The organism is Niastella koreensis GR20-10 (assembly GCF_000246855.1).
Lineage (GTDB): Bacteria > Bacteroidota > Bacteroidia > Chitinophagales > Chitinophagaceae > Niastella > Niastella koreensis.
Genome location: NC_016609.1, coordinates 3,514,034 through 3,528,835 on the forward strand (window position 1 = coordinate 3,514,034; position 14,802 = coordinate 3,528,835).

The following is a 14,802-nucleotide window of genomic DNA, read 5'->3' on the forward strand; positions in this document are numbered from 1 at the left end:
CAGTAAACCGCCAAACAATGAAGACCATCTTTCGAAATATATTTTATACTGCTTTATCTGTATCAGTTGTTACTTCCTGCAAAAAAGACTTTCTTGCTGTTCAGCCTACCGACAGGCTTTCGCAGGAATACATCCTGGCCGACTCATCGCTGTTTGAAGATTATGTGGTTGGCCGCTATGTAGGCATCCGTTTACAGGATAAAGAAGGTGATGGCACCAATCCCGGTTTTGGCCGTGGTTTTGAATACGCCATGTGGAGCTCGCTCACCGATGAATCTATTTACAACAACGACGATAATACCTGGCTGGTGCAAAAAGGGTTACTGGCGCCGGAAAATACCGGTATTGCCGGCACCATCTGGGGACGCAGCTATCGCGGAATCAGGGACTGTAACTTTGCCATCAGTAATATTACCAATGTAAAAATGGCCGCGGACCACAGAGCCCGTTTACTGGCCGAGCTGAAATTCATCCGCGCCTTCCGCTACCAGGACCTTATCAGGAATTATGGCGGGGTAATATTAATGGGCGATTCCGCTTATAACCTCACCGATAATTTACAGGACGATGCCTTTTTTAAACGAGCATCGCTGAAAGAATCCATCGATTATGCCGTGGCCCAACTGGATGATGCTGCCAATGGATTGCCACTGGACAACGGTGATGGCTGGTTACTGGGCCGCGCTACCAAAGGCGCCGCACTGGCCCTGAAATCAAGACTGTTGTTATATGCAGCCAGTCCGCTGTATGGCACCGGTACCTGGCAGGCAGCAGTTACCGCCGCCCAGGCAGTAATTAGTTTGAACAAATACAACCTGTACACCGGCGGGTATGCGAACCTGTTCCTCACCAACGACAACGGCGAAGGGATCTTTGAACGCCTGTATACAAAGAACGCCAATCACACCCACCTGGAAATAGCCAATGGCCCTAATGGTTATGGTGGCTGGGGTGGCAACCTGCCCTTGCAAAACCTGGTTGATGATTACGAGATGGACAATGGCAAACCCATTACCGATCCTGCTTCGGGTTATGATGCCAACAATCCCTACGTTGCGCGCGACAAACGTTTTTATGCAACCATTTTATACAATGGCGCCACCTATCGTGGCAATACCATTGAAACATTTACACCCGGTGGTAAAGACAGTAAGGATGGTCCCGACAACTGGAATACTTCCAAAACCGGTTATTACCTGAAGAAGTACATGAACGATGCCTATCCACTGCAGAATCCCTGGGGCAATGCAGGTTTTCAACCCTGGTTCTATATCCGCTATGCGGAAATATTGCTGAACTTCGCCGAAGCGGCCAATGAAGTATATGGCGCAGATGTAGTACCTTCCGGATCAACCCTGTCGGCCCGTACCGCGATCAATTTAATCAGGCAACGACCCAGTGTGGGCATGCCTGCCCTGCCGGCCGGATTAACACAAACACAAATGCGTACTGCTATTCAATACGAACGCCGGGTTGAACTGGCTTTTGAAGAACATCGTTTTTATGATGTAAGAAGATGGAAGATCGCCGATGTAACAGAAAACAAACCTGCAGGTGGGATCACCGTTACTAAAAGTGGAAGCACGTTTACCTATACAACAAAAGTGGCGCTCGATGGCCGTCATTTTGAGACTAAAAATTACTGGCTGCCTATACCACGCACCGAAATCCAGGCCAGCAATAATAAAATTACACAAAACAGCGGTTACTAATGAAACGGACTTATTTTTTGGTTTTATTGATGTGGATGCCGGTACTCCTTCGTGCCCAGCAAAATTTCAATGCAGACTGGCATTTTTATAAAGGCGATGTGCCGGGTGCAGAAAAGCCTGCCTTTAATGATGCCAGCTGGCGTACGCTGAGTGTACCACACGACTGGGGCATCGAGGGCCCGTTCAGTAAAGAATGGGCCAGCGGTACCGGTTATTCACCCGGTGGCATTGGCTGGTATCGCAAAACTTTTTCGTTTGAACCGGAATGGAAAGGAAAACAGGTTTCCATTTATTTCGATGGCGTGTACAAGAACAGCGAGGTATGGATCAATGGACATTATTTAGGCAAACGTCCAAACGGGTTCATTCCGTTTCAGTACGAGCTTACGCAATACCTGGTACCTGGCAACAATACCATTGCCGTAAAAGTTGACCATACCGATTTTGCCGATTCAAGATGGTACACCGGTTCCGGCATTTATCGCAATGTATACCTGATTGCCAAAGACCCGGTGCACATTAATCAATGGGGCGTGGCATTCAGCACCCCGGTAGTGTCAATCACCAGTGCCGCTGTGAATGTAAAAGCAACTGTGACCAACGGCACAAATGCAAACAAAAAGGTCACAGTAATGTACAGCCTCATTAATACGCGTATGGATACGGCAGGTAAATCACAAAAAATAATAACCGTTGCGCCCAATGCAACAGCTGTTGGCGATTGTTCATTTACCGTTTCCAACCCGGCATTATGGAGTATCGATCACCCAAACACCTACATGTTAAAGGTGACGCTTTTGTTGGAAGGTAAAAAGATAGATGAATGGGATTCCGAAGTAGGGATCCGTTCCATCCGGTTCGATGCCAATAAAGGATTTTTCCTGAATGGCGAACCCACCAAAATACAAGGCGTATGCATTCACGACGACGCTGGCGTGTTAGGTGTTGCCGTGCCGGAAGAAGTGTGGGTAAGACGATTACATACCTTAAAGGAAGGCGGTTGTAATGCCTTACGCCTGAGCCATAACCCGCATGCCGATTATTTATACCGGCTGTGCGACGAATTGGGTTTTGTTGTAATGGACGAAGCTTTTGACGAATGGGAAGCAGGCAAAAACAAATGGATCCGGGGCTGGAACAACGGAACGCCGGGCAAAGATGGGTACCATACTTATTTTAAAGAATGGAGCGACCGCGATCTGCGTGATATGATCCTGCGCAACCGCAACCACCCTTCTATTATTATGTGGAGCATTGGCAATGAAATAGATTATCCCAATGATCCCTATACGCACGAGATCCTGAACACCGGTAACAATCCCCAGATTTATGGCCGGGGGGCGTTGCCCGATCATCCGCCAGCTGCCCGCCTGGGTGAAATTTCGCGACACCTGGTACAGGTAGCCAAACAATACGATACCACGCGGCCTGTAACAGCCGCGCTGGCTGGCGTAGTGATGTCGAACACTACCAGCTATCCAACCAACCTGGATATTGTAGGGTATAACTACCAGGAATACCGCTATGCAGCCGATCACCAGCAATATCCCAATCGCGTCATATACGACAGTGAGAATGGTATGCGCCTCAGCGCCTGGGATGCGGTAGAGAACAACCCGTATATAGCCGGACAATTCCTGTGGACGGGCATTGATTACCTGGGCGAAGCAGGCACGTGGCCCAATCGCAGCAACCAGGCCGGCCTGTTAGACCTCGGCGGTTTTCCCAAACCGGAATACTATTTCCGCCAAAGCATCTGGACAAAAGAACCGATGATCTATATGGGTACGGCTCCCATACCCAAATCGGAAGACAATGGCATCTGGAGCCATAAACAGGCTGCACCGGTTTGGGACGGTACCGATGGCGATTCTATCAGGGTGAACTGTTTTACCAATTGCGGGGAAGCTGAATTGTTTTTAAACGGACAATCATTAGGTAAAAGAACCCTGGCCGATGCCCGCAACCGGATCCTGTTCTGGAACACCATATACCATCCGGGCGAACTGGTGGTAAAAGGATACCAGGATGGAAAACAGGTAGCACAATACATGTTGAATACTACAGGCAAAGCAACCGCTATCAAAGCCAATGTATACAAGGAACAAGGCAAAGAGCCACTGTTTTATCAAAGGGCTGACCGGTTAAAACAAATAGAGGTAACCATCACCGATGAAAAAGGACAAAAAGTATATCCCGCAGAAAACCCCATAACTGTAAGCATTACGGGTGCTGCCACGTTGAAAGGAATAGAAAACAGCGATGCCAATGACGTGAGTGATTACCATGCGGCTACCAGAAAGGCAAAACACGGCGCCCTGATCGTATATGTATTACAAAAGTCAGACAAAGAAAAGTATGAAGTGAAACTGGAATCGCCGGGGCTTGAACCAATACTATTAAAGTTTAATTGATGAAAAACGGGGTATTTTCTTAATGATAAATGCCCCGTTTTTCTCTGTTGCCAATTGGCAATTGGCAATTAACAAATCATTCCTTAACATCGTCAGTTTGACTATAATCGAAACCACTGCATTTCGCGAACCCTTGCCTATTGTCCATTGTCTATTGCCTATTGTCTATTGTGTCAATTTCTTATAATCAGCAGTTCTTTCCTCCAATGTCTTATCATACAACGCCCGGTCAGCAAAAGCTTCGGGGTTATAGGCGGCGCCATCTTTTCTTTTTTCATGCATATTAAACTGACTGGCGTGCGATGCTACCCACAGATCGAATTGCAGTTTTTTCATAGCATCCAGCGTATAAGCAAAATCTTTACTGATGTCTGCATAGCCAGGCATACCGGTCATTTTGGTATCGGGCAAAATGGTAGGCATATTCGCGATCAACACGGTATAACTTCTTTTATCATCCTTTACTGTAACCAGGTAACTGCAGGAGCCCTGCGTATGACCGGGGTGATGCAACAACACGAGTTTCGTTCCACCCAGGCTGATAGAATCCTGGTCGTGCAATAATTTATCTGCTTTTACCGGCAGGTATAACGGACCTTTCCCGCCCATATAGTAATCGGAGTTTCCGCCGTCGGCCAGTACTTTTGCGTCTTTTGCGTCAACCATCATTTTAGCGCCGGTCAGCTTTTTTATTTCAGCCATACCGGCAACATGGTCAAAATGCGCCTGGGTAGTCAACAGGATTTTTAGATCGGAAAATTTAAAACCCAGTTGCTCTATGTTCTTTTTGATCATGGGTACCGATTCGGCCAAACCGGTATTGATGAGGATATTCCCTTTGGGCGTGGCAATTAAATAACAGCCGAGATCATAAGTGCCCACATAATACAGGTTACCGGCAATCCGGAAGGGCTCTGTGGGGGCAGACCATTCCTTGTTATTTATAGGTAATGGCGCCAGCTTTTGGGCTTGAACGGAAGCGTGCACAACGAATAAAACGAGTACAAACATTAAAATTTTTCTGAACATCTAAATAAATTTTAGTCAGTAGGTAAATGAGAAGTGATACAGTAAAATTAAATGTTAAAATGTAAACAGAACTATAATACAGGCAACGGTGGCTATACTTTTTTTGCCAATCTGTTACATAAAAATTTCAAATGAAATCTAACTGCGTTTTTTTGCTGGTGCTGCTGCCATTCTTCTTTCTTTCTATGACCTGCAGGAAAGAATCCGACGGCTGCCATTACAGTTTATGGTTGAATAACACCACAAATATGCCGGTATATGTGGTATCCAGTTATGACTATCCCGATACCAGCATTAATTTCCAAAACCCGTTGATCGCTGGCAACTATGTAAGCCCACACACCCGGACTGTTTTTATTTCAGAAGACAACAGATGTATAGAAGACAAAATAGAAATGTTCTCACCCGGCCACAAACTTTCCATCTTTGTCTTCGAAGCAGAAAGGTTGCATTATGATACCTCCTGGGCGCAGATCAGGCAAAACTACCAGGTGCTGAAGCGGTATGATTATACCGCAGATGAATTAAGAAACACCAATTTTTCAATCGATTTCTAAAAAGCCTGAAATTGTCAAAAAGGCGCCGTTCATCACAATTAATACTCAACCTACGAATAGTTTCGTTATTCTTGCAACCGAATGATTGATTGATTCCCGTAATTGAGCATTTATGAACAAACCAACGCTGCTTTGCAGTTTTACCGCAATCCTGCTCTTCCTGTCCGCCCTGTCGTTTTCCCAAACCATCACCACCTTATCCGGCACTGTTACAGACAGTACAAAACCGCTTGCATTTGCAACAGTTCGCCTGTTTAAAATAAACAATACAAAACCCCTGCAAACTGTTTTAACCACTGAGCAGGGAAGTTTTCATTTCAACAAACCCGATACCGGTAATTATGTAATTTCCTATACCCATACCGGGTTTGCAGAAAAAAGAATTGCCGTTACAGTTACTGCAACAGGCGGTGATATGCAACTGGAGCCTGTTCAGCTGGCTAAAACAACGGGGATATTAAAGGAAGTAGTAGTAACCGCGCAACGGCCGTTGGTTGAACAGTCGGATGAAAAAACCGTGCTCAATGTGGAAGACGACCCGTCCAATAAAACAGAGACTGCGCTTGATATCCTGCGCAAAACCCCATTTATAACCATCGATGGGGATGATAATATAAAGATCAACGGCAAATCAAACTTCAAGGTGTTGCTGAATGGCCGTGAAACTGCTATGTTCGCCCGGAATGTGAAAGAAGCGTTGCGGGGTTTTCCCGGCGCCATTATTTCTAAAATTGAGGTGATCACTACCCCGTCTGCCAAATACGATGGCGAGGGTATTGGCGGGCTCATCAACATCATCACCAAGAAAAAAATAGTAGGCTACAATGGTACGCTTTCTTCCTTTTCCAGAACGAGTGATAAGATCAATAGCCTGGCGGTAAATGGGAATGCCAAAGTGGGCAAATTCGGGTTCAGTATTTTCATGGACAAAGGTGTTGCCGACCCGGTTTTACAACACACCACCAACATCACTACCCCAACTTCACAAACTGCATACGCTAAAAGAACGCTCGACGGGGGCCGGTACAACAGTGAAGCCTGGAGCTTTGGCAATGCAGAGCTGAGTTTTGAAGCAGACAGTCTGAACACCATCAGCCTGTATACCAATATCGATAGCTGGTCGAACAAACAGGTAACCAACCAAACCATTACTACCGATTTTCTGAGCGATCCTTCAACCGTGAGCAATTTCAACCAGAATAATAAAACCAATAATCCCGGCTACAGCATTGGCAGCGATTATATAAAACATTACAAAAGCAATAAAGAACGGGAATTCAGCCTTCGTTTTTTGGGGGAGTTCGGCAAAAACGAAAACGATCTGAACAGTGTGCAGGATAACCCCGGCACCGACAGGTACCTTATTAATAATAGTTATGCCATCAACAACCAGTATACATTTCAGCTGGATAATATTATTCCCATCAATAAAACAAGCCGGTTCGAGGGAGGCGCCAAAGCCATTTTACGCCGGGCCAGTTCCGATTTTAGAAGCCAGATCAAATACGGCGAAACTGAAGATTATAAAATAAATGTCGCCAACACAGATTATTTTAAATACAGCCAGGATGTGCTCAGTGTTTACAGCATGTATAACATAAAATTGAAGAAATCAAGCTTCCGTTTTGGCGCCCGGGTTGAATACACCACGGTAAATGGTGATTTTGTTGCTTCAAAGAAACTGGTAAAGAGCAATTACACCACCCTGCTGCCCAATATTCAATTCACGAACAAGTTAAATACCGCCACCACCCTGGTATTTACCTATACCAAAAGGCTGCAACGCCCCTATATAAATGACCTGAATCCCTTTGTAGTCAACAATGATTCGTTGAACATAACAACCGGTAACCCCGACCTGGGTCCACAAACCATGCATGCCCTGAGCGGTCAGCTGCGGTATGGCAAGGGCAATACGTTTAGCGGAATTAATATTGAAGGCAGTTACAGCGGCAATAAAATCCTGCAATATTCCTTTTTTGATCCGCAAACGGGCATTACCAAAACAACCAGCCTGAACATCGGGAAAGAATACCAAACAAGTGTTAGTTTGAACTTTAATACGAAGATCACACCAAAATGGAGTGTGTATGTAAACGGAGCGCTTCGCTACAGCAAAGTCACCAATAATGCCGATGCCACCCAGTCGAACAGTGGTATTGGGGTCAATTTCAACTTTAACACCAGCTATAAATTCACCGATAAATTCTCTGTAAGCACGTATTTTGGAATCTGGCAGGAACCCCGTTCCATTCAAACCACCTACCCGCTCAATACCTGGCACAATGTGGCGTTGAACTATAAGTTGTTTAAAGACAAATTCCTGATTTCGATAAGAGGAGTCAACTATTATGAGAAAAACAGGGCTTATAAAAACATAACCAAAGACCAGAATTTCTATAATACCAATACTACAACCGTCATCAGACGCGGCGGCGTGCTGGCATTGACCTGGAATTTTGGCAAACTGACAGAAAGTGTATCAAAAAAGAAAGGCGTGAATAATGATGACCTGCTTAACAAACCTGCTGCACCATCTGGTAATTGATACAAAAAATTTATTGCGCTTAACAACAAAATAACATTGCGTTTAACTTTATAATAACAGATTTTTTATTAACAAACGCTGGTAATTTAATTCACATCATGAATCAATTACGTTTTTGCAAATGACTTGTTAAGGACCTCTAATAAGTTTTTAACCCCCGAACTACTTATTAGTTTTGAGGCCTGATGAGAGTAGCTGTTATTATTGTATGCCTCTTTTATATCCTCTTTGGGGGATATAATTACCTGTATACAGGTATAACCGGGTTTAACTACTCTTCTTTTCGCCTGGTAAAAAGTAATGTGAAGTTTACAGACAATAAACAGGGTATGTCTGTCGTTAAGGCCATCAACCCTGGTGAACCGGGCAGCAACTTTATCTCCGATCTGGAAGATGAAGACTCCAACGACTCCAACGCAAGAAAATATAAGTTACTGGCCAGGGGTTTATATACCCTCGGCGCGTCTTTTGTTTTAACCTGTCTCTTTAGCCGTTTCAGATCATCAAAGCCATATTACAGTCTTTTTGCGTTTAAATACATAACCCAACGTGTTTTAAGGATCTGAGGATACTTATCAGAGACCCAGGAAACCGATCACGACCTTTTTTGCTGACGTTTGTTATTAGTACATACCTCCTGCTTTATAAGTAAGATCATGCCCCTGGCGCGACTGATAATTCTTTAGCTAATTCTATAGCAATCCCCAACGTAAACCCTGCTTTTAAAAAGCGTCAATCGCATAACACCCATTTATTGTCATGAAGAGAGTTGTTTTGTTCTCATGCTTGATTGCGTTAATGTGCAATACAAGTTGTAAATCCACAAAAGAAGAAAAAGAAGAAGTAAGCAAGTACATTGCTACCTCTCCTGTTAAAATGGATACGTCCTTTGTAAAGGAGTATGTTTCGCAGATCAGGTCTGTGAGGAACATCGAGATCAGAGCCCAGGAAAAGGGATTTCTGCAAAACATTTATGTAGATGAAGGCCAGTTTGTAAAAGCCGGCCAGTTGTTGTTCCGCATCATGCCCAAATTTTATGAGGCAGAAGTGCTGAAAGCGCAGGCAGAAACCAAATCTGCGGAAATTGAACTGGCCAACTCCACCACGCTGGCAGACAAAAACATTGTATCTAAAAATGAACAGGCGCAGGCACAGGCAAAACTGGACCAGGCCAAGGCAGAAATGGCCCTGGCAAAACTCCATTTGCAATTCACTGAGATCAGAGCGCCCTTCGATGGCACCATCGATCGCCTGCCCAAAAAACTAGGCAGCCTGATAGATGAAGGCGAACTGCTTACCAGCTTGTCGGACAACAGTGAAATGTTTGCTTACTTCAATGTTTCGGAACCCGAATACCTCGAGTACAAAGCCAATGGCAAGGGTACCGGTTACAAAGTAGGTTTGTTACTGGCCAACAACAAGCCGCTCAAATATTCCGGCGTGGTAGAAACTATTGAAAGCGAATTCGACAACGAAACCGGCAATATTGCATTCCGCGCAAAATTCCCTAACCCCGACCGCCTGTTGAAACATGGTGAAACAGGTAAGATATTGATGACTGTTCCTGTACACCAGGCATTGATCATTCCGCAAAAAGCCACTTACGAAATACAGGACAAGAAGTATGTTTTTGTGATCGATAAAAACAATGTAGTGAAATCAAGGGCCGTCACCTTAACCGGCGAATTGGCCGACCTGTATGTAGTGGCCAGTGGCTTGGAAGAAAGCGATAAGATCCTGTTGGAAGGTGTTCAGAAAGTAAAGGATGACGATAAGATCGCCTATGACTTTGAGAAACCAGAAGATGTAATCCATAACCTGCGGTTGAAAGCAGAATAGTTATTCAATATCTAAAGTGTAGTGAATGTTTAATAAGTTTATTCAAAGACCGGTACTATCAATAGTTATCTCCCTTGTAATCGTATTCCTGGGAGTACTGGCCATTATGGGATTGCCCGTAACACAATTCCCTTCCATTTCGCCGCCGAAGGTGAATGTAATTGCAGAATACCCTGGGGCAAACGGTGATCTGATGATCAAATCGGTTATTATTCCCCTGGAGCGGGCCATCAACGGCGTTCCGGGCATGAAATACATCGCCTCTAATGCCGGTAACGACGGTGAGGCTGAAATTAACGTAGTATTTAACCTGGGAACCGACCCTAACCAGGCATCATTGAACGTTCAAAACAGGGTTGCGTCGGTGGTAAATAAACTACCGCCACTGGTTGTGCGTGAAGGGGTAAAGATCTCCCGCCAGGAATCCAACATGCTCATGTACATCAACCTGTACAGCACCGACAAGAACGCAGATCAGAAATTCCTGTTCAACTTTGCCGATATCAACCTGCTTCCCGAATTAAAAAGAATCGACGGGGTGGGTTTTGCCGACATTCTGGGTAACCGTGAATATGCCATGCGTATCTGGTTAAAACCCGACCGGATGCTGGCTTACAAGATCTCGGCCGATGAAGTGATGAAAGCGCTCGATGAGCAAAGTCTGGAAGCCTCGCCCGGTAAAACCGGTGAAAGTTCCGGTAAAAGGTCTCAGTCGTTTGAATATGTACTAAAGTATACCGGAAGGTTCCATACAAAAGAGCAATACGAAAAAGTTATTTTAAGGTCCAGCTCCGATGGCGAGATCCTTCGCCTGAAAGATGTGGCAGATGTGGAGTTCGGCAGCTCGATGTACGATATTTATTCTACCCTGAACGGCAAATCTTCTGCCGCCATTGTATTGAAACAATCGTATGGTAGTAATGCGAGCCAGGTAATTGAGAACGTAAAGGCCAAACTGAAAGAGATCAAGGCCAGTTCTTTTCCCAAGGGAATGGATTATGAGATCAGCTACGACGTTTCTAAATTCCTGGATGCCTCTATTGAAAAAGTAGTGCACACCCTGGTGGAAGCGTTTATCCTGGTAGGTATTGTGGTATTCCTGTTCCTGGGCGACTGGCGTTCTACCCTTATTCCTGCGATGGCCGTACCGGTTTCATTGGTTGGTACATTCGTCTTCATGCAATTTTTTGGCATTACCCTCAACCTGATCACCCTGTTCGCCCTTGTAATGGCGATTGGTGTGGTGGTGGATGACGCCATTGTGGTCATTGAAGCGGTGCATGCCAAAATGGAAGAAGAACACCTCTCCCCCAGAAAAGCTACTCAAAAAGCTATGCATGAGATCGGGGGCGCCATTATTGCCATCACCTTCCTGATGGCCTCGGTATTTATTCCGGTGGCGTTCATGAGCGGCCCGGTGGGTATCTTCTACCGGCAGTTCTCTATCACCATGGCAACCGCCATTATTTTGTCGGGTGTGGTAGCGTTAACGCTTACACCTGCCTTGTGCGCCATGATCCTGAAGAACACCCATGGTAAAGCGAAAAGCAAAAACCCGGTCAACCTGTTCCTCAATGGCTTCAATAACGGCTTTAACCGCATGCAGGGGAAATACATGCAAATCCTGGGCGGTATTGTTAACAGAAGACTGGTAACTTTTCTTATCCTGGGTGCTTTTTGTGCCGGAACATGGTTCTTTAACAAAAGTGTTCCTTCAGGTTTTATCCCCAATGAAGACCAGGGTATGTTCTATGCGGTAATTCAAACACCGCCGGGATCATCACTGGAAAGAACAAATGAAATTGCAGAAAGACTGCAAAAAATTGCCGAGGGCATTGAAGGCGTATCATCTGTTTCATCCATGGCGGGTTACGAGATCCTTAATGAAGGTACCGGATCCAACTCAGGGTCCTGCCTCATCAACCTGAAAAGCTGGGAAGACAGAAAGCACTCGGTGCATGAGATCATTGAGGAACTGGAAGAAAAATCAAAAGATATTACGGGCGCTAACATTGAATTCTTTCAGCCACCAGCGGTTCCCGGTTATGGTGCAGCGGGCGGTTTTGAATTACGCCTGTTGGACAGAGCAGGAACAAATGGCAATAAAAAAATGGAAGAGGTAAGCAATGAGTTTGTAAAAGAACTGAGTAAGCGAAAGGAACTAACATCGGTATTCAGCTTTTTCAGCGCCAGCTTCCCCCAATATATGTTGAGCGTTGACAATGACATTGCCCAGCAAAAAGGCATCACCATCGACAATGCCATGAACACGCTTTCTACCCTGATAGGAAGTAACTATGAAATCAGCTTTATTGAATTCGGCCGTCAGTATAAGGTAATTGTACAGGCAGCGCCGCAATACCGGGCATTACCGGAAGATATCTTAAAGCTGTATGTGAAGAATGATAAGAACGAGATGGTTCCCTTCTCGGCCTTTATGAAAATGGAAAAAGTGTACGGTCTGTCGGAGAACAACCGGCATAACATGTACAACTGTTCAATGATAAGTGGTTCAGCGGCACCTGGCTATAGTAGTGGTACAGCCATTAAGATCATTACCGAAGAGGCGCAAAAAAGATTGCCCAGAGGATTTGGTATCGACTGGGCAGGTATCTCAAAAGACGAAGTAGCCCAGGGTAATGGCGCCATAGTCATCTTCCTGATCTGTTTGGGCTTCGTATACCTGGTACTTTCTGCGCAGTATGAAAGCTTTATTCTGCCGCTGGCGGTGATCTTCTCACTCCCTCCGGGAATTTTCGGCTCATTCCTGTTGCTGAAATTAACGGGGTTGGAGAATAATATTTATGCACAGGTAGCCATGGTAATGTTGATCGGTTTGTTGGGTAAGAACGCCGTGTTGATCGTAGAGTTTGCGGTGCAACGGCATCGCGCAGGCGCTACGGTATTGAAAGCTGCGATGGAAGGCGCCAGAGTGCGGTTCCGCCCCATCCTGATGACTTCATTTGCCTTTATTGCCGGTTTGATCCCGCTGTGTATCGCACACGGTCCCGGTGCAGTAGGTAACAGAACCATTGGTACGGCCGCAGCCGGCGGTATGCTTTTCGGTACAGTATTTGGCGTGCTGATAATCCCCGGATTGTATTTCATATTCGGTAAGATCGCAGAGAAAAGAAAGCTTGTAACAGACGAAGAAGAAAATCCGTTAACTGAAGAAATAGATCATAATGTTTAAATTCAGCAAGAGATCCGTAAGTCTGGCATACCTATGTTTGGCTATAGCAGGTTGTAAAGTACCGGCCGTTGTGGAGGTTCACGAAAACAAGTCGGTACCTGTATCCTACGACAACAAACAAGATACCACCAATATTGCAGCGCTCCCCTACCGGAGTTTCTTTACCGATAAACACCTGGTAGACCTGATAGATACTGCGCTGCAACGTAACCAGGAACTCCAGATTACGTTACAGGAGGTGGAAATAGCCAGGAACGATATAAAATTCAGACAGCAGCCATTACTGCCACAAGTGGGCATAAGAGGTGGCGCAGGCGTTGAGAAAGTGGGCCGGTACACCAGCCAGGGCGCGGGTGATGCCACCACCGAAATCAAACCCGGTAAGGAAATGCCCGATCCATTGGGCGATTTTGCCGTAGCCGCTTTTGCCACCTGGGAAGCAGACATCTGGCATAAACTGCATAATTCTAAAAAGGTAGCCATTACCAGGTATTTATCAACGGTAGAAGGCCGGAACTTTGTTGTGACCAACCTGGTTGCCGAAATCGCCAATTCTTATTACGAATTACTGACCTTCGATAACCAGTTGACGATCGTTCGCCAGAACATCGCCCTGCAAAAAGATGCGTTGGAAATAGTAAAGATCCAGAAAGAAGCCGCCCGGGTAACAGAGCTGGCCGTGCGGAAATTTGAAGCGGAAGTATTGAAAACGCAAAGCCTGGAGTATGACCTGCTGCAAAACATACAGGTGACCGAAAACCGGATCAACTTTTTGTTAGGCCGGTTCCCGCAAACGATCGCCAGAGATACCACCAATATGGTCAACCTGGTACCTGCGGTTGTTAGTTCAGGCATTCCTTCGCAATTGCTGATCAACCGCCCGGATATTAAACAGGCGGAACTGGACCTGGCGGCAGCAAAACTGGATGTAAAGATCGCCCGCGCTGAATTCTTCCCTTCACTGGGGCTGTCGGCAGCTGTAGGTTTGAATGCATTCAGCCCGGCTTACCTGTTCCGCTTACCCGAGTCAATCCTGTACAACCTGGCAGGCGAAATGATGGGACCATTGGTAAACCGGAACGCGATCAAAGCCGAGTTTAACAGCGCCAATGCAAAACAGTTGCAGGCCCTGTACAATTATCAGCGCAGCATTGTAAATGCGTACATGGAAGTGTCGAACCAGGTATCGAACATCGGCAACCTGGAAAAAAGCTACGACCTGAAATCAAAACAGGTGGATGCATTGACCACTTCTATCGGCATTTCAAACGACCTGTTTAAGAATGCCCGCGCCGATTACCTGGAAGTACTGATGACGCAACGCGATGCGCTGGAAGCGAGATTGGATTTGGTTGAAACCAGGAAAGATCAGCTGAGCGCGGTAGTTAATATTTACAGAAATTTAGGAGGAGGCTGGAAGTAATCGTGAAACGTGAAAGGCCTCAAAAAATTCAAGCCTCGCGCATTTTCTGCGCGAGGCTTTGTATTTATGTATTTCGCCTTCAGCCTT

9 protein-coding genes are annotated in these 14,802 nt (G+C 45.6%); 8 read left to right on the forward strand and 1 reads right to left on the reverse strand.

Annotated features, from left to right (window positions below):
• Nucleotides 1–17 precede the first annotated feature (17 nt).
• Together NIAKO_RS13800 and NIAKO_RS13805 are read left to right on the forward strand one after the other, a co-directional pair.
• On the forward strand, nucleotides 18–1,712 hold the full coding sequence (locus NIAKO_RS13800; RefSeq protein ID WP_014219059.1) for a RagB/SusD family nutrient uptake outer membrane protein: 1,695 nt from the start codon (nucleotides 18–20) through the stop codon (nucleotides 1,710–1,712).
• Nucleotides 1,712–4,126 carry a glycoside hydrolase family 2 TIM barrel-domain containing protein gene (locus NIAKO_RS13805; protein WP_014219060.1) on the forward strand — a complete coding sequence of 805 codons (2,415 nt, stop codon included), beginning with the start codon at nucleotides 1,712–1,714 and terminating at the stop codon, nucleotides 4,124–4,126. Before NIAKO_RS13800 ends, NIAKO_RS13805 begins: the two co-directional genes overlap by 1 nt.
• 165 nt (nucleotides 4,127–4,291) lie before the next feature.
• Here NIAKO_RS13805 and bla read toward each other — a convergent pair whose 3' ends face one another.
• A complete protein-coding gene (bla, locus tag NIAKO_RS13810) occupies nucleotides 4,292–5,155 on the reverse strand; it encodes a subclass B3 metallo-beta-lactamase (protein WP_014219061.1) in 864 nt (287 codons plus the stop codon).
• 131 nt (nucleotides 5,156–5,286) lie between these two features.
• Between bla and NIAKO_RS13815 the strand changes: the two genes are divergently transcribed.
• From NIAKO_RS13815 to NIAKO_RS13840, 6 genes are all read left to right on the forward strand, one after another.
• On the forward strand, nucleotides 5,287–5,712 hold the full coding sequence (locus NIAKO_RS13815; protein WP_014219062.1) for a hypothetical protein: 426 nt from the start codon (nucleotides 5,287–5,289) through the stop codon (nucleotides 5,710–5,712).
• 112 nt (nucleotides 5,713–5,824) lie between these two features.
• Nucleotides 5,825–8,260, forward strand: a complete 2,436-nt coding sequence (locus NIAKO_RS13820) for an outer membrane beta-barrel family protein (RefSeq protein WP_014219063.1) — start codon at nucleotides 5,825–5,827, stop codon at nucleotides 8,258–8,260.
• A gap of 185 nt (nucleotides 8,261–8,445) precedes the next feature.
• The gene (locus NIAKO_RS13825) at nucleotides 8,446–8,826 is read left to right on the forward strand and encodes a hypothetical protein (protein ID WP_014219064.1); all 381 of its coding nucleotides are present in this window, start codon (nucleotides 8,446–8,448) and stop codon (nucleotides 8,824–8,826) included.
• A 232-nt stretch (nucleotides 8,827–9,058) separates the two neighbouring features.
• Nucleotides 9,059–10,099 (forward strand): efflux RND transporter periplasmic adaptor subunit, encoded by a 1,041-nt coding sequence (locus tag NIAKO_RS13830; protein ID WP_242675517.1) that lies wholly within the window; start codon nucleotides 9,059–9,061, stop codon nucleotides 10,097–10,099.
• Between the two features lie 25 nt (nucleotides 10,100–10,124).
• Nucleotides 10,125–13,292: an efflux RND transporter permease subunit gene (locus NIAKO_RS13835; RefSeq protein WP_014219066.1), complete on the forward strand. Its 3,168-nt coding sequence runs from the start codon at nucleotides 10,125–10,127 to the stop codon at nucleotides 13,290–13,292.
• Entirely contained in the window at nucleotides 13,285–14,715 is a 1,431-nt protein-coding gene (locus tag NIAKO_RS13840; protein ID WP_014219067.1) for a TolC family protein, read from the forward strand. The genes NIAKO_RS13835 and NIAKO_RS13840 overlap by 8 nt, the downstream gene beginning before the upstream one ends.
• The last annotated feature ends 87 nt before the right edge of the window (nucleotides 14,716–14,802 follow it).

Bases quoted from the DNA above. Each gene is read 5' to 3' on its own strand.
- NIAKO_RS13800 (WP_014219059.1), top strand. From the start codon at position 18: ATGAAGACCATCTTTCGAAATATATTTTATACTGCTTTATCTGTATCA.
- NIAKO_RS13820 (WP_014219063.1), top strand. From the start codon at position 5,825: ATGAACAAACCAACGCTGCTTTGCAGTTTTACCGCAATCCTGCTCTTC.
- NIAKO_RS13835 (WP_014219066.1), top strand. From the start codon at position 10,125: ATGTTTAATAAGTTTATTCAAAGACCGGTACTATCAATAGTTATCTCC.
- NIAKO_RS13825 (WP_014219064.1), top strand. From the start codon at position 8,446: ATGAGAGTAGCTGTTATTATTGTATGCCTCTTTTATATCCTCTTTGGG.
- bla (WP_014219061.1), bottom strand. From the start codon at position 5,155: ATGTTCAGAAAAATTTTAATGTTTGTACTCGTTTTATTCGTTGTGCAC.
- NIAKO_RS13815 (WP_014219062.1), top strand. From the start codon at position 5,287: ATGAAATCTAACTGCGTTTTTTTGCTGGTGCTGCTGCCATTCTTCTTT.
- NIAKO_RS13805 (WP_014219060.1), top strand. From the start codon at position 1,712: ATGAAACGGACTTATTTTTTGGTTTTATTGATGTGGATGCCGGTACTC.
- NIAKO_RS13840 (WP_014219067.1), top strand. From the start codon at position 13,285: ATGTTTAAATTCAGCAAGAGATCCGTAAGTCTGGCATACCTATGTTTG.
- NIAKO_RS13830 (WP_242675517.1), top strand. From the start codon at position 9,059: ATGTGCAATACAAGTTGTAAATCCACAAAAGAAGAAAAAGAAGAAGTA.